Consider the following 18871-nt stretch of genomic DNA (forward strand, 5'->3'; position numbering starts at 1 on the left):
CGAGCGCATGGACGAGGCCCTCTCCCTGAAACCGGACATCGTCTCCACCGCCTGCCCGTTCTGCCTGGTGATGTTCACCGACTCGATCAACGCCAGGAAGCAGGCCGGCGACGCCAAGGAAGACCTCCAAGTCGTCGACGTCGCACAACTGCTCCTGCAATCGGTCAAACACCCCGAACCACCGGCGGCCCGGGGGGAGTCCGAGGATGCCGCGGAGCCGGCACCGGAACCGGTGAAGTGACGCGGGACCCGGTGCGGGAGCACCGGAGCCGGTGAAGTAACCCGCGGCACGAGGCTTTCCCTCGATGTCGCGACGCAGCCCCTGTTCCCGGTCGACGCCGGGGGCGGGGGCTACTGCGTCTTCAGGTGCCGTTCGAGCGCGGACAGCGTCGCGCGCATCGACTGTTCGTTGTGGTCGGCGCGCGGGCCGGTGCGCAGCGCCGCTTCGGAGAGGCCTGTCATCAGCGTGCCGAGCGGGCCCACCCGGCGGTCCCGCCAGGTCTGTTCGACGAGGGTGCCGGTGGGGGTCGGGGAGAGCACGAACGACCAATGGGCGAGGGGGATGCCGAGCCGGGTGTCCCATGCGATGGCGCGGCCGGGGCGGGCGTCGGTGATGGTGCACCGCGTGGTCCAGCGCAGCAGACCCTTGCGGTTGGTGCCGATGAAGCGGGCGCCGACGACGGGCTCACGGCGGGCGCCGAGCCAACTGCCGCCGGTGCATTCGGGGCTCCACTCGCCCATGCGGGTGATGTCGGCGAGCGCGGCCCAGACGACCGCGGGGGCGGCGGCGACCTCGCGGCGCACGGTGACGGCGCGTCGGGCCGGCAGGTCCTCGGGAGGAACGGCGCTGTCGCGGGGGCGGGCCACCACGACGGTGCGCTTGGCCGGGATGAGCGTGACGTGCCGCGCCCGCGGCCGTTCCGGGGTCGGATCGGGGGCGGTCAACTCCAGGCGGGTCAGCACCTCACGGATGATCACCGTCATTTCCAGGACCGCGAGTTGCGCGCCGACGCAGTACCGACGACCGCCGCCGAAGGGCATCCAGGCTCGTTGTGCCCGGGCCGCGTCGGGGCCGAGGAAGCGCTCGGGGCGGAACCGGGAAGGTTCCGGGAACACTTCGGGGTCGTGATGGATGAGGGTGATCACCGGCGACGCGAACGAGCCCGCGGGCACCCGGAATCGGCCCAGTTGGAGTGGCTCGTCCAGGAGGCGCGGGGCCTCGTACACCACGGGACGCGAGCGCAGCGCCTCCTTGACCACGGCGTCCAGGTAGGTGGTGTGGCGGCCGTCGTCGATCTCCTCGCGGAGTTCGGCCAGGACGGCGGGGGTGCGCAGGAGGCGCTCGAAGGTCCACGCCAGGGCGGTGGCGGTGGTCTCGTGGCCGGCTTCGAGCATGGTGATCAGTTCGTCGCGCAGTTCCTGGTCGCTCATCGGCCGGCCCTGCTCGTCGCGAGCCTGCAACAGCCGGGACAACACGTCGGTGGCGCCGGGGACCGGTTCGGTACGGCGATGCGCGATCTCGTCGAACAACATCGCGTCCACCGCGTCGCGGGCGCGCTGGAATCGGGTCGTGGGCAGGAAGCCGAGCCGGGTCGCCGGTGGGCTCTGGGTCCAGGCCCGAACCCGTGGCGGCAACATCAGCATGACCGGCGAGCCGCCTACCTCGATCAGTTCGGGGATGGCGGTGCGCAGCCGGGCCAGACGATCGTTGTCGCGGATCCCGAACACCAGCCGCAGGATCACCTCCAGGGTGATCTCCTGCATGCGGTCGCGCAGCGCGAACGGCCGGTGTCGCGGCCACTCGGCGATGTGTTCGGCGGCTATTCGGGCGATCTCGTCGCCGTAGTCGGCGATGGCCTTGCCGTGCAGGGGTGGGCTCAGCAGTCTGCGGTGCCGCCACCAGGGGTCGCCGTCCAGCGTGAGCAGCGAGTTCCTACCGACCATGCCCTCCAGGAATTGTCGGCGCACCTCGCCGGCCCGGCCGCCGCCGGCGTCGACGGCGTAGACCTGCTGGGCCAGTTCGGCCGTGGTGACGTAGGTCTGCGGCGGGAACCCGAGGAACCTGGCCTGGAAGACCGGCCCATGGCGACGCCGAGCCGCCCGGAGCGAACGGCCGGGGGCGGCGAGGTAGAGCGCGGTCTGGATCCAGCTCGGCAGCCGGGAACCCGGCGGCGGGGTGGCAGACGTCATCGACTCGCTCCTGATCCGAGAGAAGTCTGAACATTCGTGCTGCACGCTTGTCTAACATGGTGGGATGCCCAAGTCGCCCCTGTCCAGGAGTCATCGGGAGCGAGTCCTCGCCGGGGCCGTGCGCTGTCTGCGGGAGAAGGGCTACGCGCACACCACCGCACGCGATATCGCGCAGGCCTCCGGAACCAGCCTCGGCTCGATCGGCTACCACTTCGGCGGCGTGGACGCGCTTCTGGAGGAGGCGGTCGGGCAGTGCTTCGAGGTGTGGACCCGCCGGGTGCGGGACGCGGTGTCGGCCGCCGTCGCCGATGGTCCTCGTGCGCAACTGGCCGCGGCGCTCGTGGCGTTGATCGATTCGTTCGAGGAACTGCGCCCGATGGTGGTCGCGTGTGTCGAGTCGTTCGCGCCGGCCATGCGCTCGACGGCGCTGCGCGAACGCCTGGCCGCGGGATACGCCGACGCCCGTCGGGCCGGACGCGCCATGACCGACCGGGCGTTCGCGGATTCGGGAGTCGAGCCGCCGGCGGGCGCCGAGGCGATTCCGGCGCTGCTCATCGCGATCTGCGACGGCCTGATGCTCCAGTGGCTGGTCGACCCGGAGCACACCCCCGACGCGCGCGGGATCCTCGATGCCCTCACCGTCCTGGCGCCGGTCCTGGCTCCCCCGCGCTGATTCGTGGCGCATGGCCGTGACCGGTGACGCGCCGGCGGCATGGCGACGCCGTGGCGGGCGCTTCTGCTTCCGCGAACGATGCGGTGGTACAGCGGTATTCGGCCAACCCGGGCGAGTGTCGGCGCCGGCGCGTCCCGACCCCGGCGGGCGCCCGAGGGGCCGTTTCGATCCGGCCGCGACCGACCCGCGGTCCCGGAACCGGGCCGGGTGCGCGAGTCGGGCAACCGACGGTTTGTGTCGGTTGGCGCGGGCGGCAAGGCCGGCTTGTTTGCCGCCTGTTCCCCGGCCGTGACCGGGGCCTAAAGTCGTGTTCACGGGTGGTGACGAGGTGATCACGCAAACGTGATCGACTTCGTTGCGGCCCTGGGGGGCGACCGTGATTCCCGTGTCACGCCGGGAGTCGATGGTCGGATGGGGGAGGAGCGCTCGACGATCCGTCCGGAGACGTTGCGAGCGACACTCGACGGGTGGGAACCCGCCGAGGTCGCGGGCAAGGTGTCGGGAGGTGGCTCGCAACGCGTCCGAGACGAACCTGCCGGGGTGGCGGGCCGTCTCGGCATCGTCCGGTCGGTATCGAGGGCGCGCCCGCGTGGTGTCCGGGTACGGCGGCACGCTCGCCGTACCCGGAACCGCCTGCGCCACCGTGTCGGCCGGTGTCGGCGGATCCTTCGACGACGTGGCGAAGCCGACCGTGTACGTGGTCGACTGGACCCCCGACAAGATGCCGCTCCTGGGCGAGGGAGTGATCCGGGCGGCCGCGAGACTCGGCGTCGACCCGGTCAAGCCGATCACTCTGCTCGGCGTCGCGGCCCTGGGCGAACCCGACCTGCTGGTCGAGGTGGAGGCCACCGCCGTACTCGACTGACATCCCGTCGGATTCGCGGGCGGCTCGACGTGCGTTCGAAGACCGGCTCGCCCCGGGGCGAGCGGTGCCACCGAGTGGCCGGTGGTGCCGTGTCGTCAGCCTTCGGCCGGATCCGCCGGGGGCGTGGGAAGGAGGCACCGCCCGCGAGGGTGAGACCTGGGGACGACGGGCCCGCTCGGCGCACCGGATGACGCCCGCGCGGGCCCCCGCCCGTAGCGTCCCGGTGTGCAAAGAATCTACGCCTGGCTGCGCGGGCACCCGTTGGTCGTGGACGCGATGATCATGCTGCCGGTGTTGTTGCTGAGTGCCGCTCAGGTCCACGACGACGACACCACACCGGCCGGCCGGGTCCGGTACGGGCTGTGGGTTCTCATCGTGCTCCACGGGCTGGGCGCGACGCTGCGCCGAGTGCGGCCCCGGACCGCGTTCGGGCTGGTGATGCTGGGCAGCGCGGGCCAGCTCGTGGTGAGCTCGGAGATCATGATGACGAGCATCGCGGTGCCGATGGTGCTGTACACGGCGGCGAAGATCGGCTCGCCGCGCCGGGTGCGGCTCGCTCTGGTCTGCGTGTTCGCGGTGCCCGGGCTCTACTTCGCGCGCTGGGGCACGAGCGTGAATCCGGACGTGCGCGAAGGCGCGTTCGTGTATACCTTCATCGCGATCACGCTCGGCATCGCCTGGGTGCTCGGCGACTCGATGCGGACCCGCCGCGCCTATTACGCCGAACTCGAAGAGCGAGCGACCCGGCTGGAGTTCGAGCGGGACCAGCAGGCGCTGATCGCCGCTGCGGCCGAACGCTCGCGGATCGCAAGGGAGTTGCATGACGTGGTGGCGCACAACGTTTCGGTGATCGTGGTGCAGGCGGACGGTGCGAGCCGGGCCATCGCCACCTCCCCCGACAAGGCCCGCGAGGCCCTGGAAACGATCGCGAAGACCGGACGCGAGGCGCTGGTGGAGATGCGCCGACTGCTGGGGGTGCTGCGCGCGCAGAACGAGACCGAGGGCCTGGTCCCGCAGCCGAGCCTGCGCCACCTGGACGATCTCGTCGACCAGGTCGGCCGCGCGGGCCTGTCCGTGCGGGTGGTCGTGGAGGGCGAGCCGATCGACCCGTCCCGGACCGTCGCGCTCACCGCGTACCGGATCATCCAGGAGGCGTTGACCAACACCCGCAAGCACGCCGGTCCGACGGCCGGCGCCGAGGTCCTGGTCGGGTACCGCGGGGACGCGCTGGAGGTGCGCATCAGCGACGACGGGCGGGGCGCGCAGGCGCCGGGCGACGGAATGGGCCACGGCCTGATCGGCATGCGCGAGCGTGTCGCGATGCTCGGCGGCCGGCTCGACATCGGCCCCGGCCCCGACGGCGGCTGGGCGGTACACGCGGTACTGCCCTACGGAACGACCCGCGGCGTGCCCGCCACGGCCACTCGATCGACGCTCGGGAAGAGGACCGGCCCGTGAGCGACGTCGACGTCGGTCATGCCGACGCGGGAGGCGAACGGGTGTCGCCGAGGGCGGGGAGGCGGACCCTGACCACGGTGCCCCGATCGGCGGCGGGGCCGATGTGGATGCTGCCGTGGTGCATGTCGACGATGGCCGCCACGATGGACAGGCCCAGGCCGCTGCCGCCCTGGGCGCGGCTGCGGCTCTTGTCCGCGCGGTGGAAGCGGTCGAAGACGTGTGGGAGATCGGCGGCCGGTATGCCCGGGCCGGCGTCGCGCACGGTCAGTTCCACGTGATCGCCCGTACGGCGCAGTTCGACCGCGGCCGGGGCGTCCGGCGGGGTGTGCATGCGGATGTTGCCGAGCAGGTTGGCCACCAACTGCCGCAGGCGGTCCTCGTCGCCCAGGACCAATACCTCCGCCGTGGACGCGGTGGCGGCATGGGTCAGCGGCCGGGCGGGTTCGACCGCGGCCGCGTCGCGGCAGGAGTCGGCCACGACCCGGGCCAGGTCCACGGGTTCGAGGTCGGTGTCCTGTTCCTCGTCCAGGCGGGCGAGCAGCAACAGGGCCTCCACGAGGCCGTTCATGCGCCGTATCTCGGCCCGCATCCGGGACACCGCGTCGTCGACCGAGGCCCGGTCCGGAAGCGCGCCGCGCTGGTACAACTCGGTGTATCCGCCGATCGACTGGAGCGGGGTGCGCAGTTCGTGGGAGGCGTCGGCGACGAAGCGGCGCAGGCGTTCCTCGGAGGTGTCCCGGGCGGTGAACGCGGCCTGGATCTGGTCGAGCATACGATCGATGGCGATGGCCAGTCGGCCGACCTCGGTGCGCGGGCCGATCAGCGGATTGCGTACCCGCCGCCCGTAGTCGCCCGCCGCGATCGAGTCGGCGACCTGGGCGGCCTGTTCCAGCGGCCGTAGTTCGCGCCGGACGAACAGCGCGCCGAGCAGGCCCAGGGTCGGCAGGGCGATGCCGACGGTGATCAGCACCACGTACAGCGCGTGGTCGGCGGCCCGTTCGGCATCGTTGGTGCTCAGCGCGACCAGTGCGGTGCGCCCGTCGGTCAGGTCCTGGACGCGAACCCGGAATTTCTCACCGGACCCGGGCTCGGCCGAGGGCGCGGTGACCGTGCTGCCGGTGGGCGGCAGGACGCCGGTCAGCCTCGGCCCCGGGCCCTGCGGCGGGCGGCGGCCGGGGGCGGCGAGGGCCACGCGCAGGCCGCCCGGGTACTTCAGCCAGATGCCCGGATCCAGGCCCAACCGCTGGTTGTTGCGTTCACGCTGGTCCAGGGCGCGCAACGCGGCGACGGTGGTGTCGAGTTGGTTGTCGAGACGGTCGAAGAGCGAGTCCCGCAGCACGCCCACGGTCACCGCCGCGCAGGTGTTGAGCACCACGGTGCACACCAGGACGAGCACGATCACCAGGCGCCGGCGCAGCGGTTGCCGGCGCATCCTGGGCCGCAGGCTCAGCACGGCGGTGTGCGCAGGCAGTACCCGACCCCGCGACGGGTGTGGATCAGCGGTGTGCCCTGGCCGTCGTCGATCTTGCGGCGCAGATAGCTGATGTAGGTGGCCACCACCGTGTCGTCGCCGTTGAAGTCGTAGGACCACACGTGCTCCAGCAGGCGGGCCCGGGTCAACACGTGGTCGGGATGCAGCATCAGGTAGCGCAGCAGCCGGAACTCGGTCGGCGAGAGGTCGATGGGGCGTCCGGCGCGGCGCACCTGGTGGGCGGCGGCGTCGAGTTCGAGGTCGGCGACGCGCAGGACGTCGCCACCGGGTGCCGCGCGCCGGGTGCGGCGCAGCACCGCCTCCACGCGCGCGGTGACCTCGTCCAGGCCGAACGGCTTGGTGATGTAGTCGTCGCCACCGGCGGTCAGGCCGCGGACCACGTCCTTGCGGGTGTCGCGCGCGGTAAGGAAGACCACCGCGACCTGGAGTTCGTCCGAGCGCAGTCGGCGCAGCACCTCGAAGCCGTCGCCGTCGGGGAGCATGACGTCGAGCAGGATCAACTCGGGCAGAAAGTCCCGGGCGACGGTGAGCGCCTGAAGGCCGGTGGCGGCGGTGCGCACGTCGTAGCCGACGAAGCGCAGGAACCGGGCGACGGTGTCCACGATCGCCGGTTCGTCGTCGACGACCAGGAGGCGGCCCCGGTCGTGGGTCGCTGGTGGGCCGGCCTGCGGATCCGGGATGCTCATCGGTGCCTTCCTCGCGACGCGCTCCGCCGGGTGCGGCGGGTGGGTTGGGGTCGGTGGGCGTGATCGCCGCGAACACTACGGTGCGCCGCGCCCCCGTCGGCACCGTACCCGGGCCCCGACCTCCGCAGGCGCCGGCGCGGCGGCCCGCACCTCTCCAGCGTGGCCTACGAACTGGGGTCCGTTCTATGGGAGTTGCGTGTGAATGGCCCCGTCTGCGGGCCGGATCGCGGTGGTCGGGCCGAGTCGGCTCCTAGCGTGGCCAAGGCCGATCCGCCCCGCTACAAGCAGCGCACCGTCCGGGAGTTCGTGATGTCCACGTTGTTGTATCGCCTGGGCCGCTTCGCCTATCGGCGCCGCCGCCTCGTCATCGCCGGGTGGCTGGCGATCCTGCTGCTCGCCGCCGCCGCCGCGATCACCCTGATGCGGCCCTTCGCGTCGCAGAACAACATTCCGGGCACCGAGTCGCAACGCTCCCTCGACGTGTTGGAGGCCCGATTCCCCACCGCAGACGGAGCGGAGGGACGGATCGTCTTCCGCGCGGCGGAGGGGAGCACGATCACCGCCGACCCGGCGCGGCGGACGGTACTGGCCGCCACCGGCGCGGCCGCGGCCGTACGCGGGGTGGCCTCGGCCGAGGACCCGTACGACGCGGGCGCCGTCTCGGCCGACCGCAGCACCGCGATCACCACCCTGACCTTCACCGAGGAACCGGCCGAGGACGTCCCGGCGGGCACACGCGACGCGATCGAGGACATCGCCGAGCGAGCCCGGGCGTCGGGCCTGACGGTGGAACTGGGCGGGGATGTGTTCGTCGAGCAACCCGCCCCGTTCGGCGTCGGCGAGATCGCCGGCCTGTTCGTGACGCTGTGCGTGCTGGTGTTCGTCTTCCGTTCGTTGCGCGCCGCGGTCATCCCGCTGGTCACCGCGCTGATCGGGGTGACGGTCGGCGTCCTGCTCGTGCTCGCCGGCAGTCGGTTCGTGACCATGGACAGCAGTTCGCTGACGTTGGCGATGATGCTGGGCCTGGCGGTCGGCGTCGACTACGCGCTGTTCATCGTCTCCCGACACCGCGATCAGGTGCGGGGCGGCATGGCGCCGGAGGAGTCGGCGGGACGCGCGGTGGGCACCGCCGGGACCGCCGTGGTCTTCGCCGGCGCCACCGTGGTGATCGCGTTGGCCGCGCTCGCGGTGGTGCGCATTCCGTTCCTGACCGTGATGGGGGTGGGCGCTGCCGGCACCGTGGTGGTGTCCGTCCTGGTCGCGCTGACCCTGCTGCCGGCGCTGCTGGGCGTGCTGGGCACGCGGGTGGCCGCGAGTTCGATCCCGGTGCTGCGCCGGTCGGCGGATCGAGCCGATGGCGGGCGGCCGGGTGGGCGGCCGGGTGGGCGGTCGGGCGGGCAGTGGAAGGGGCGGTCGGGCAGGCGGCCCGGCGCGCCGGCGTCGGCCGGCCTGCGCTGGGCGCACGCGGTGACGCGCCGGCGGTGGGTGGTCCTGCCCCTGGGCGTCGCGGGCCTGGCCCTGTGCGCGCTGCCCGCCCTGGACCTGCGCCTGGGCCTGCCCAAGGACCGCGGCGACAGCACCGCCGTGCGGGCGCAGGATCTGATCGACGCGGGCTTCGGCCCCGGCTACACCGGGGCGCTGATCGTGGTCGTGCAGGGCTCGACGATGAACGTCGGGCCCGCCGCCGAGCAGATCGCCGGGCGGGTGACCGCACTGCCGCACACGGCCTCGGTCGCGGCGCCGGTGCCGAACGCGACCGGCGACACCGTGATGATCGAGGTGATCCCGGCGGCCGGGCCCGATTCCGCGCACACCCAGGATCTCCTCGACGACATCCGCCGGGCGCGGGACCCGATCGCCGCGCTCACCGGGACCCGGATCGACGTCACCGGCAGCACGGCGGTCGACCTGGACGTGGCCGCCAAACTCGCGTCCGCGCTGCCGGTGTACTGCCTGGTGGTGATGGGGTTGGCGATCCTGCTGCTGACCGTGGTCTTCCGCTCGATCGTGGTGCCGGTGAAGGCGGCCCTGGGGTTCCTGCTGTCGGTGGTCGGCGCGCTGGGCGCGGTCGTCGCGGTCTTCCAATGGGGTTGGCTGTCCGGCCTGGTCGGTCTCGACGGGACCGGCCCGATCGTGAGCTTCCTGCCGATCCTGGTGATCGGCATCCTGTTCGGCCTGGCGATGGACTACGAGGTGTTCCTGGTCTCGCGGATGCGGGAGGAGTACACCCGCGGCCGGCCCGCGCGGGAGGCCCTGCGGGTGGGCTACGCGCACAGTGCGAAGGTGGTCGCCGCCGCCGCGCTGATCATGGTCTCGGTGTTCGGATCCTTCGTGCTGTCCGAGAACGCGGTGGTCAAGGGCATGGGCTTCGCGCTGGCGATCGGTGTCCTGTTCGACGCCTTCGTGGTGCGGATGACGCTGGTCCCGGCCGTGATGGCGATCCTCGACCACCGGGCCTGGTGGCTGCCCGGCCTCCTGCACCGGTACCTGCCGCACATCGACCTGGAGGGCGAACGGCTCGCGCGACACCTGGACGGGGGGTTCGCGCCGGGGAACGGCACCCGCGAGCCACGCCATGCGGCCCCGGAATCGGCGCTCGCCGAGGATCCGCACGCCGGCGCGCGCGGCGGGCGCGGCGTGCGAGGCGACGGATGAGCGAACCCGCGCCCGCGCCGGCCGTCCGCGCCACCTCGTCGGGCGCACGCGTCGGCCCGTCCGCACCTTTGATCCCACCCTCGAACACCGACCGACACGACCCGGCGGTACGGGCCCACCATGTCACGGGAGCGAGTGCACACGCGATGAACGAGACCGAATTCCCGCTCTGGGGAACCGGCTTCCACATCCGCCTGGCGGAACTGGTCGAGGTCGTCCCGGACAACGACTGGCAGTGGAGCGTGCTGGAATGCATCGGCATCGGGACCATGCCGTGGGAGTCGAGATCCGGCCGGGCGAACGAGCTCGTGTTGGCCTCTCAGGTCGGATTCCTGATGTCCTGGCGCGAGTTGAAGGAATTCGCGGGCGGACTCGAATGGGTCGAGGAGTTGCTCGTCGTGGCCGCCGAATCCCGCGACCTGCTGATCCCGGAGCAACTGAGCGTGGACGACTTCTCCGGCTGCCTGATGATGCTGGAGGTTTTCGGCAACACCACGTGGACCGTGGCCGGTCGCTCCGGTCTGTTCGACGACATCGACGTCGTCGACCTGTTGCGGGCGCGGTACGGCGGCAGCTGACCCGAGGCGGCCCGCGGCCGGGTCCAAGGCTCGGGCGGGTGGGCGGGTCGGATCCGCGAACGGTTCTGCGCCGATTCCGAGGCTGCTCTCAGTCTTTCTTCATGCACACGTCCGACAGTCGTGAGCATGACGACAGAAGAGGCAAGGACTCCCGAACCCATGTCGACTCGCTCCGGCCCGGTCCCGTCGGGGGACGAGCACGCGGTGCCGACGATCCCGCCGCTGCCCCGGGTACCGCCGCCGGAAGCCGGCCGGCACCGGCCGTCCGGTCGGCGGGTCCGCCGGGCCTCGGTCGCCCTGGTCGCCGCGGCGGTGGCGGCCGGATTGCTCGGAGGGCTCGCCGGGGCGACCGCCGTACACCGCTTCGGTGGATCCGACGGCGGGTCACCGGTGGCCATCGGCGCGCCGGCGCGGACCGCGGCCGACACCGACGCGGCGGCGCCGGTGTCCGCGGTGGCCGCCGCGGTCCAGCCGAGTGTGGTGGAGCTGCGGGTGACCACACGTCGCGGCTCGGTCACCGGCTCGGGCCTGGTCCTGGACACCGATGGCCGGATCCTGACCAACAACCACGTCCTGGCCGGGGCGAACGCGGGAACCGTCACGGTCGCGTTCGCCGACGGCCGGACCGCCCCCGCGGGTGTGGTGGCCGCCGACAGCGCGCACGACCTCGCCGTGGTGCGGGTCACCGGCGTCTCCGGTCTCACCCCGGCGACCCTCGGCGACTCGGGCTCCGCACGGGTCGGGGACGAGGTGGTCGCCTTCGGCTCACCCCTGGGCCTGACCGGGACCGTCACCTCCGGAGTGATCAGTGCACTCGACCGCCGGGTCACCGTGTCGGGGGACAGCGCGGTCGGCTCGTCCGAGGACGGGAGCGGTTCGAGTACCTCGCCCGTCGCGACCGGCGGGACCGACACACTGACCTACCCGGCGATCCAGACCGACGTCGCGATCACCTCGGGTAGCTCCGGTGGACCGCTGGTCGACCTCTCCGGCCGGGTCATCGGCATCGACTCGGCCATCTACAGCGCCACTCCCGACACGGGCACCGGCACCGAGGCGGGCAGCGTCGGCATCGGCTTCGCGATCCCCATCGACACGGTCAAGACCTTCCTGAACACGCTTCCCCGGGACAAGTAGCCGACCTCACACCGGGTACGAATCCGCCGGTACGAATCAGTGCGTGTACAGGTAGATCAGCCCTTGCGGGCCGTCGGCGCAGAAGAAGCTCGGGCCCCACAGTTCATAGCCCGCCTGGCCCGCCGCGTGGCACTGGGCCTGCGTGTAGTACACGCCTCGGATGTGGAACTCGCCCGCGGCGCTCGCCGAGGTAGCGCCGGCGAGCGGCAGCAGGGTTGCGGCGGCGCCCGCGACGAGCAGTCCGATGTGTTTCCGGCAACCCGAAGCGGGCCCGAGGCGCCACCGTCGCCCGCCTCGGACGGGTGACAAGGCCGTGTCGGGGCGATCCGGACGAAAGCGCGCTCCGATACTGAAGAGGTTTCCCGCCGGTCGCCGCGTGTACGGCAGGCACCCGCCGCGGCGGCGGAGTGCGCGCCCGATCGGCGACACGCCTCTCGACAAGGACGCGACATGACCTTCCTGGCCCGCATCACCACGGTCGCCGGGCTGCTGGTCGGCAGCGCCGCCGTACTCGGCCCGGGTGCGGCCGACGCCGCTCCCGGTGCGATCCCGATCGTCTGCGCCGGCACGGTGACCGACGGGCCGGACATCGTGGTGGCCTACGCGTGCGACCGGGCCCGGGCTGCGGGCGACGACACGGTCGCCACCCCCTCCGCGACCTACCACTGCGCGGGTTCGGTGCACTTCTTCGTCGACCCCTTCCGCGAACTGCGAGCGCAAGGCGTCGACCCGGGCCACACCTTCCTCGGCGGTCGCTGTACGAGGACCTGACCCACCGGGAGCCCCGACCCATCGGGAGCCGATCCGGAGCCCGGCCTCCGAGCCGTCCCCGCGGCCCCTTGCGACCCACCCCGCGACCTGCCCCGGGCAGGCCGCACTACGCTGGGCCTCAGCGCGCGACTTGTTAACGTAAGCACCTGCTCGATCCGCGGGAAGTCGGAGGGGAATCCGCGCCATGAACGACCGGCGGGACACATCCGACACCACCGGGCACACGCCGCCCCGAACGGCGCGCGTGCCGACCGGCCGGCGATCGCGGGCGTTGCCGTGGTGAACCGCGACATGTCCGGACCCAGGCATCCCGCCACCAACCCGGCCTTCAGCGTGCGGATCCACGTGCCGCCCGGTGCCGCCGCCGCGGTCGCGGGCGTACTGGCCGAAGCCCCCGGCACGGTGACGAGTCGGATCGACGAACCGGACGCCATGGGCACCTGTCGGATCACCCTCGACGCCGACGGTCCCCGGACGCTGGCCTGGCTCACCCGGACCCTGACCCGACGCCTGGGCACGGACCTGCTGCTCACCCAGGATCCCGTCTTCGTCGCCGCCTCCACCGGCAAACTGACGCTGCGCGTGTGCGCGGCCACCACCACCGGCCACGACATCGCCCTGCTCGACGCCGACGCGGATCGCCGCGTCGTCTCGCACCTGGCGGCACACCCCGAACACACCGACGACTACACCGGGCGCCGGCACCGCGTCGCGCTGATCAGCGATGCCAGCGCCGTCCTGGACTTCGACGCGCTGCCCGCCGACGCCGCGCTGCCGGCCCTCGAATCCCAGGCGGTACACCTGCGCCGGGCCACCGGGCTCGACGTCTTCCCGTTGCCCATCGCGACGCCGCACGTCGAGGACATCGCGCAGGCGGTACGGCTGCTCGCCCCCGGCTTCGCGGCAGCCGTGCTGGTGCACACCCGCCCGGAGCACGTGCTCACCACCCGCGCGATCCTGGGCGCCACCCCGCCGCTGCTCCTGCTGGACACCCTCAACGACGGCCTCGCCGTCGCGATCGCCGCCGCGACGATCAACGCCCTGAGCAATCGGGGTGTGCGGCCGTCGAGCGGCCGGGTGGTCCTGGTGGACCCGGCGCGCGGCGGGGATCTGGCCGGGCTGTTGATCGCCTCCGGGATCGCCGACCTGACCCTGTTCGACCCCTTCGGCCCCGGTGGCGGGAACCTGCGCGCGATCGCCGCCGAGGCCGATCTGATCGTCGACCTCACCGGGTTGGCCACACCGCCGGAGCAGGTCCCGATCCTGCGCGCCCGGCCCGAGGCGCCACCACGCTTCGCGGCGGCCACCACCGGTCCCCGCCCGCTACACGCGCTGCCCGGGCTGCTCACCGCGGCCACCACGACCCGGCGGCCGATCACCGCGCGCGCACGGGTGGCCGCGGTGCACGCGCTGGTCGAGGGCACGCCGCCGGACGCGCTCCTTCCGGCACCGGATCAGCCCGGCCTCACCGCCGCCGTCGCGGCCGCGGCGACCCACGCTCTCGACTCCGACAACGGCATCGGCATGGGTAGCGCCTGATCCATCCGGAGGCCCCGGACGGGCCCGGCGCCGGCCGGCCCGCTCGGGGCGCCGCGCGCGTCGCCGCTCAGTGAGTGATCGGAGTCGTCGCCCGGCACGAGCCAAGGCAGGTGTGAGCAACTCGCCACCGTATGTACTCGAAGCGAAGTCGACCCCGGATCGCCGGTACGTCGGCCGGGGCGGGAGATCGAAGACAAGCCCTATCCGGCGACGGCGACGAGACGGCGGGCCATGCCGACGACGGGACGCACCGTGTCCTGGTCGTAGTTGCTGAGCACGACGATCACCCATTCGCCGTGCGGGAACATCTCGATGCCGGTCGACTCACCCGGGGCACCGCCGCCGTGGCCGAACGTCCACCGGTCGGCGAGCACCGCGCCGATCGGCCCGTAGCACTGGAACATGGCCTGTGGGCGGGGGTCGCCTCCGCCGGGAGGCGGGTCGGCCGGACCGGTGGGGGACGGGCCCGTGGGCGACGGGTCCTTCGGCGGTGGGCCGGAAGTGGGCGGCCCCAAGGGGAGTTTGCCGCCGAGGAGGGTTCGGGTGAACGGCGGGGCGAGCAGTTTGTCGCGGAGTAGGGCTCGGGCGAAGCGGTCCATGTCCGAGGCGGTGGAGAACGCGTCCCCGGCCGGTGTACCGATGAACACCCGTCCCGCGACGTCGTCGACGCGCTCTCCCGAGGGCTGCTTGACGTACGGGTGGGCGATGCCCGGGTCGCGGCGCCAACGGGGCGCGGTGACGAAGTCGGTGTCGGCCATGCCCGCCGGGCGGAAGATCCGTTCGCGGGCGTAGTCGAACCAGGACCGGCCACAGACGCGGGCCACGATGGTTCCGAGCAGGTGATACCCGGAGTTGCTGTACAGGTTCGCGGCGCCGGGCGCGAAGGACAACGGCATCCTGCGGATGAAGTCGAGCGTGCCGTCCATGACTTGGTCGGCCGTGGTCCACGTGGCCGCGGCCTCCTCGAATCCCGGCGCCTGCTGATGGTTGCCCAGGCCCGAGGTGTGGGTGAGCAGGTGATGCAGCGTCACGTGGTCGGCGATCTCGGCGGGCAGGCCGTCGAGGTAGGTGCCCACGGTCGACGCGTAGGAGAGTCGGCCCCGTTGCACGAGTTGGGCGACCGCGACGGCGGTGAACAGCTTGGTCACCGACGCGAGCGCGAAGAGGGTGTCCGGTGTGATCGGTACGTCGCGTCGCCGGTCGGCCATGCCGTAGGCCCGGGACAGCACGGTCCGGCCGCGTCGGGTGATCAGCAGGGTGCCGGAGAACTCGTCCCTGGCCGCCAGGTTCGCCACGAACCTGTCGAGTTCGCCCCCCGGCCGGAGTCCCTCGGGGATCGGGCCGGGGGATCGGGTGTCCCGATCGGCCCGGGTGTCGCCTCGCGCCGTGCCCTCGGCGCCGAGCACGGTTCCCGCGGCGAGTGGGGCCGCGCCCAGTACGCCGAGCATCCTTCGTCGAGTGGAGGTCATGATGGTTCGGTCTCGCCTTTCGTCGCGCTGATGCGGTGCGGATGGTGGCCTGGACGGGAAGCGGGAAGCGGGAAGCGGGAAGCGGGGGCCTGAAGCGGCAGCGGCGAGCGGCCGGCGGCAGGCAGGCGCGCCGACTACGCCGTGATCAGCTTTCGCCCCAATTCGACGATGGGATCGATCCGGTCGTCGTAGTTGCCCAGCACGATCGACACCCAATTCAGGTCGGGGAAGATGTCCAGTTGATTCGCCATGCCGGGTCCACTGCCCGAATGCCCGCACAGGCGTTGTCCGTTGACCATCAGGTCTTCGAATCCATAGGCGTGGAAACGATCCTGGGTCGGCGGACCGGGCCGCTGCGCGGGGGTCAGGGCGACCTTGCCGGTGGTGACCAGGTCGGTGAGCGCCGGGGAGAGGAGGCGGCCCGCCGTCAGGGCACGCGCGAAGCCGAGCAGGTCGGGCGCGGTCGCGTAGGCGCCGCCCGCGGGGCCGTTAGTGTACGGAAAGAACGGGCTCGTCGAGGCGTCGATACGGGGGCCGGAGGGTTGCGTCCAGTACGGGTGGGCGAGGTCGGCGACGGACGGCAGGTCGGGCTTGCCGTGGAAGGCTGCGCGGGTCATGCCGGCCGGTTCGAAGACGTGGCGCCGGATGTGGTCGACGTACGACATGCCGGAGACCTTGGCCACGATGGCCCCCAGCACCCAGTACTCGTCGTTGGTGTATTCGTACCGGGTGCCGGGCGCGAACCGCGGCGGTGTCGCGCGGACGGCGGCGAGCGTGCCCTCCAGCACCTTGTCGAAACTGTCCCAGTCGGCCGGCGGGCCGTCGCTGCCCAGCGGGGGTCGGCCGACGCCGGAGGTGTGGGTGAGCAGTTGATGGATCGTCACATGGTCGGCGATCTCGGCGGGAAAGCCGTCGAGATAGGCCCCCACGGTCGCCTGGAACGCGACCTTGCCCCGGTGGGCGAGTCCGGCGATCGCCAGGCCGGTGAAGGGCTTGCTGATCGAGGCGAGGTTGAACACGGTGTCCGGCCCGTTGCGGATCGCGCGGACCCGGTCGGCCATGCCGTGTGACCGGGTCAGGACCGGCCGCCCCCGGTGGGCCAGCAGCACCGTGCCGGAGAACCGGTCCTCGGCGGCCAGCCGGGTGATCAGCCGGTCGTACGCACCGCCGGGGCGCAGGTCCTTCGGGACGCCGGATCCGTCCGGACGGGCGTTGGCGTCGGCATTGGCGTCGGCGTCCTCGGACGCCACGAGGATGCCCGCGCCGGCGAGCGGAACCGCCGCGAGCAGGCCGATAATCGAGCGTCGGGACGGTCGTACCGTCGATCGAGCGGAGGTCGAGGGGGTGTCGTGGGCCATGACCGTTGTCTAGCGGCGCGGGCCGATGGGCGGCCGATCGTCCGGCCATACGGGATCCATATGTGCCGGCCGGCATGCTGCGCGCATGCGAGTGCTGCTGGTTGAGGACGAACAACCGCTGGCCGGCTACATCGCCGCCGGATTGCGCAAACACGGATTCGCCGTCGATGTCGCCGGTGACGGCCAAAGCGCCTTGGACAGGGGCGAGTCCACGCCCTACGACGTGGTGGTGCTGGATCGGGACCTGCCGGTGGTGCACGGCGACACGGTGTGCCGACGGATGGCCGAACGGGGCACGTCGCGCATCCTGATGCTGACCGCCTCCGGCGCGGTCGAGGACCGCGTCGACGGGCTCACCCTCGGTGCCGACGACTACCTGGGCAAGCCGTTCGCGTTCTCCGAGCTGATCGCCCGGGTGCACGCCCTGGCACGCCGCAGCGCGCCGGCCCGACCGCCGATCCTGCGCGCCGCGGACGTGACGCTGGACCCGGCCCGGCGCACCGTCGAGCGGGCCGGCCGGCTGCTGTCGCTGACGCCGAAGGAGTTCGGTGTCCTGGCCCAACTGCTCGCGGCGGGTGGGGACCTGGTCAGCGCGGAGACGCTACTGGAGAAGGTGTGGGACGAGCACGCCGATCCCTTCACCAACGCGATCCGGATCACCGTGGGCACGCTGCGCCGCAAGCTGGGCGATCCGCCGCTGATCGAGACCGCGACCGGCGCCGGGTATCGGATCGGCGGACCGTGGCCGTGCGATTGAGCGCGCGCGGCCGGTTGGCGATCCTGTACACCGCGCTCGTGTTGGCCGCGGGAGTGGCATTGACCGCGCTGACCTACGCGCTGGTGCGGCGGAGCATGCGCCATCGGATCGTGATCGACATCAGGACCGAGTCGCCCGGCGCCCCCGGGCCTCCGCCGACGGGCCTGCCGAGGCCGGAGGCGCTCGCGGATCGGGTCCGCGCCACGACGCTGTCCGAACTACTGACCCAGGCCGCGATCGCACTCATCCTGGTGGTCGTGCTCGCCGCCGTGCTGGGGTGGCTGGTGGCGGGGCGGGTATTGCGGCCGATCCGCGCGATCTCGGCCACCGCCCGCCGGTTGTCGGCGGAGAACCTCTCGGAGCGCATGCCGGTGAGCACACCGGCGGACGAACTCGCGGAACTGGCCGATACCGTCAACGGCATGCTGGACCGCATCCAGGCCGGCATCGCCGAACGCGACCGGGCGCTGGCCGGCCAACGCATGTTCACCGCGAACGCCGCGCACGAACTGCGCACCCCGCTGACCACCATGCGCACCGCGATCGAGGTGACGCTGGACGGCGAGCCGGACCGGGACGAACTGCTGACCATGGCCGAGGACGTCAGGACCGCGATCGAACACAGCCGGCGGACCCTGGACGGCCTCCTGGCCCTGGCCCGCGGCCGGATACTCCCCGACACGCACCGTGCGGTGGACCTCGCGGAGGTCGCGACGGGCCTGGTGGCGGGTGCCGCGGACGAGGCCGCCGCCCGGGGCATCGAACTGCGTTCCGACCTGCGGCCCGCCGCGCTCGGCGGCGATCCGATCCTGATCGAGCGTTTGGTCGGCAACCTGCTCGACAACGCCGTCCGCTACAACCGGCCCGGCGGGCACATCGCGGTGACCACGGGCACCGAGGACGCCCGCGCGTTCCTGCGCGTCGACAACTCCGGCGCGCTCGTCGCCGCCGAGGACGCGGACGGGCTGCTGGAGCCGTTCGTACGCGGCGAGGGGGTGCGCACCCGCGCCGACGGCGGGGCGGGACTGGGCCTGTCCATCGTCCGCGCGATCGTCATCGCCCACCGGGGCGAGATCACCACGACCGCCCGCCCGACCGGCGGCCTGGACATCACCACCCGGTTCCCCGCCTCGCCCCCGGCGCCGAGCCCGCCGGCACGAACGGGCGACAGGACGTGTGACCCGGATCTCTTTCCGAGGCCGATGAGTTCGCGGGTGCACGGCGGTCGATACCCATGACAACA

Annotated in this window: 16 protein-coding genes and 1 pseudogene; 11 read left to right on the forward strand and 6 right to left on the reverse strand. The window is 72.4% G+C overall.

Going from position 1 to position 18871, the window contains the following annotated elements:
• A pseudogene (locus ACZ4FV_RS16250) lies at positions 1 to 241 on the forward strand (Fe-S oxidoreductase); the annotation flags it as partial.
• Between the two features lie 110 nt (positions 242 to 351).
• Here the strand turns inward: ACZ4FV_RS16250 and ACZ4FV_RS16255 are convergent.
• A complete protein-coding gene (locus ACZ4FV_RS16255) occupies positions 352 to 2190 on the reverse strand; it encodes a cytochrome P450 (RefSeq protein ID WP_402237859.1) in 1839 nt (612 codons plus the stop codon).
• 64 nt (positions 2191 to 2254) lie between these two features.
• Between ACZ4FV_RS16255 and ACZ4FV_RS16260 the strand changes: the two genes are divergently transcribed.
• The 3 genes from ACZ4FV_RS16260 to ACZ4FV_RS16270 all read left to right on the forward strand — a co-directional run bounded on the left by ACZ4FV_RS16260 (position 2255) and on the right by ACZ4FV_RS16270 (position 5186).
• On the forward strand, positions 2255 to 2863 hold the full coding sequence (locus ACZ4FV_RS16260; RefSeq protein WP_395860934.1) for a TetR/AcrR family transcriptional regulator: 609 nt from the start codon (positions 2255 to 2257) through the stop codon (positions 2861 to 2863).
• A 505-nt stretch (positions 2864 to 3368) separates the two neighbouring features.
• Positions 3369 to 3728, forward strand: coding sequence for a RidA family protein (locus ACZ4FV_RS16265; protein WP_402237862.1), 360 nt, complete (start codon positions 3369 to 3371; stop codon positions 3726 to 3728).
• A gap of 225 nt (positions 3729 to 3953) precedes the next feature.
• A complete protein-coding gene (locus tag ACZ4FV_RS16270; RefSeq protein ID WP_395860930.1) occupies positions 3954 to 5186 on the forward strand; it encodes a sensor histidine kinase in 1233 nt (410 codons plus the stop codon).
• Between the two features lie 16 nt (positions 5187 to 5202).
• Here ACZ4FV_RS16270 and ACZ4FV_RS16275 read toward each other — a convergent pair whose 3' ends face one another.
• Positions 5203 to 6639 carry a sensor histidine kinase gene (locus tag ACZ4FV_RS16275; protein ID WP_395860928.1) on the reverse strand — a complete coding sequence of 479 codons (1437 nt, stop codon included), beginning with the start codon at positions 6637 to 6639 and terminating at the stop codon, positions 5203 to 5205.
• Positions 6633 to 7364 carry a response regulator transcription factor gene (locus tag ACZ4FV_RS16280; protein ID WP_395860927.1) on the reverse strand — a complete coding sequence of 244 codons (732 nt, stop codon included), beginning with the start codon at positions 7362 to 7364 and terminating at the stop codon, positions 6633 to 6635. The genes ACZ4FV_RS16275 and ACZ4FV_RS16280 overlap by 7 nt, the downstream gene beginning before the upstream one ends.
• 255 nt (positions 7365 to 7619) lie before the next feature.
• Between ACZ4FV_RS16280 and ACZ4FV_RS16285 the strand changes: the two genes are divergently transcribed.
• The 3 genes from ACZ4FV_RS16285 (at position 7620) to ACZ4FV_RS16295 (ending at position 11734) form a co-directional block, all read left to right on the forward strand.
• Positions 7620 to 10019 (forward strand): MMPL family transporter, encoded by a 2400-nt coding sequence (locus ACZ4FV_RS16285; protein WP_465322807.1) that lies wholly within the window; start codon positions 7620 to 7622, stop codon positions 10017 to 10019.
• A gap of 146 nt (positions 10020 to 10165) precedes the next feature.
• Entirely contained in the window at positions 10166 to 10597 is a 432-nt protein-coding gene (locus ACZ4FV_RS16290; RefSeq protein ID WP_465322808.1) for a hypothetical protein, read from the forward strand.
• A gap of 159 nt (positions 10598 to 10756) precedes the next feature.
• On the forward strand, positions 10757 to 11734 hold the full coding sequence (locus ACZ4FV_RS16295; RefSeq protein WP_465322809.1) for a S1C family serine protease: 978 nt from the start codon (positions 10757 to 10759) through the stop codon (positions 11732 to 11734).
• 36 nt (positions 11735 to 11770) lie between these two features.
• On the opposite strand, the gene ACZ4FV_RS16300 is transcribed toward ACZ4FV_RS16295, so the two are convergent.
• A complete protein-coding gene (locus ACZ4FV_RS16300) occupies positions 11771 to 12043 on the reverse strand; it encodes a hypothetical protein (protein ID WP_402237871.1) in 273 nt (90 codons plus the stop codon).
• Positions 12044 to 12184: 141 nt separating this feature from the next.
• Between ACZ4FV_RS16300 and ACZ4FV_RS16305 the strand changes: the two genes are divergently transcribed.
• Entirely contained in the window at positions 12185 to 12505 is a 321-nt protein-coding gene (locus tag ACZ4FV_RS16305; protein ID WP_402237873.1) for a hypothetical protein, read from the forward strand.
• A gap of 291 nt (positions 12506 to 12796) precedes the next feature.
• Positions 12797 to 14044: a malic enzyme-like protein gene (locus tag ACZ4FV_RS16310; RefSeq protein WP_402237875.1), complete on the forward strand. Its 1248-nt coding sequence runs from the start codon at positions 12797 to 12799 to the stop codon at positions 14042 to 14044.
• Positions 14045 to 14244: 200 nt separating this feature from the next.
• On the opposite strand, the gene ACZ4FV_RS16315 is transcribed toward ACZ4FV_RS16310, so the two are convergent.
• Both ACZ4FV_RS16315 and ACZ4FV_RS16320 read right to left on the reverse strand, forming a co-directional pair.
• Positions 14245 to 15513 (reverse strand): serine hydrolase domain-containing protein, encoded by a 1269-nt coding sequence (locus ACZ4FV_RS16315; RefSeq protein ID WP_402237878.1) that lies wholly within the window; start codon positions 15511 to 15513, stop codon positions 14245 to 14247.
• A 134-nt stretch (positions 15514 to 15647) separates the two neighbouring features.
• Complete coding sequence (locus tag ACZ4FV_RS16320; RefSeq protein ID WP_402237881.1) at positions 15648 to 16871, reverse strand: serine hydrolase domain-containing protein; 1224 nt, start codon at positions 16869 to 16871, stop codon at positions 15648 to 15650.
• A gap of 85 nt (positions 16872 to 16956) precedes the next feature.
• Between ACZ4FV_RS16320 and ACZ4FV_RS16325 the strand changes: the two genes are divergently transcribed.
• Both ACZ4FV_RS16325 and ACZ4FV_RS16330 read left to right on the forward strand, forming a co-directional pair.
• A complete protein-coding gene (locus tag ACZ4FV_RS16325; protein ID WP_331770445.1) occupies positions 16957 to 17628 on the forward strand; it encodes a response regulator transcription factor in 672 nt (223 codons plus the stop codon).
• Positions 17613 to 18866 carry a sensor histidine kinase gene (locus tag ACZ4FV_RS16330; RefSeq protein ID WP_395860911.1) on the forward strand — a complete coding sequence of 418 codons (1254 nt, stop codon included), beginning with the start codon at positions 17613 to 17615 and terminating at the stop codon, positions 18864 to 18866. Before ACZ4FV_RS16325 ends, ACZ4FV_RS16330 begins: the two co-directional genes overlap by 16 nt.
• The last annotated feature ends 5 nt before the right edge of the window (positions 18867 to 18871 follow it).

It is taken from the genome of Embleya sp. NPDC025285 (assembly GCF_055558835.1).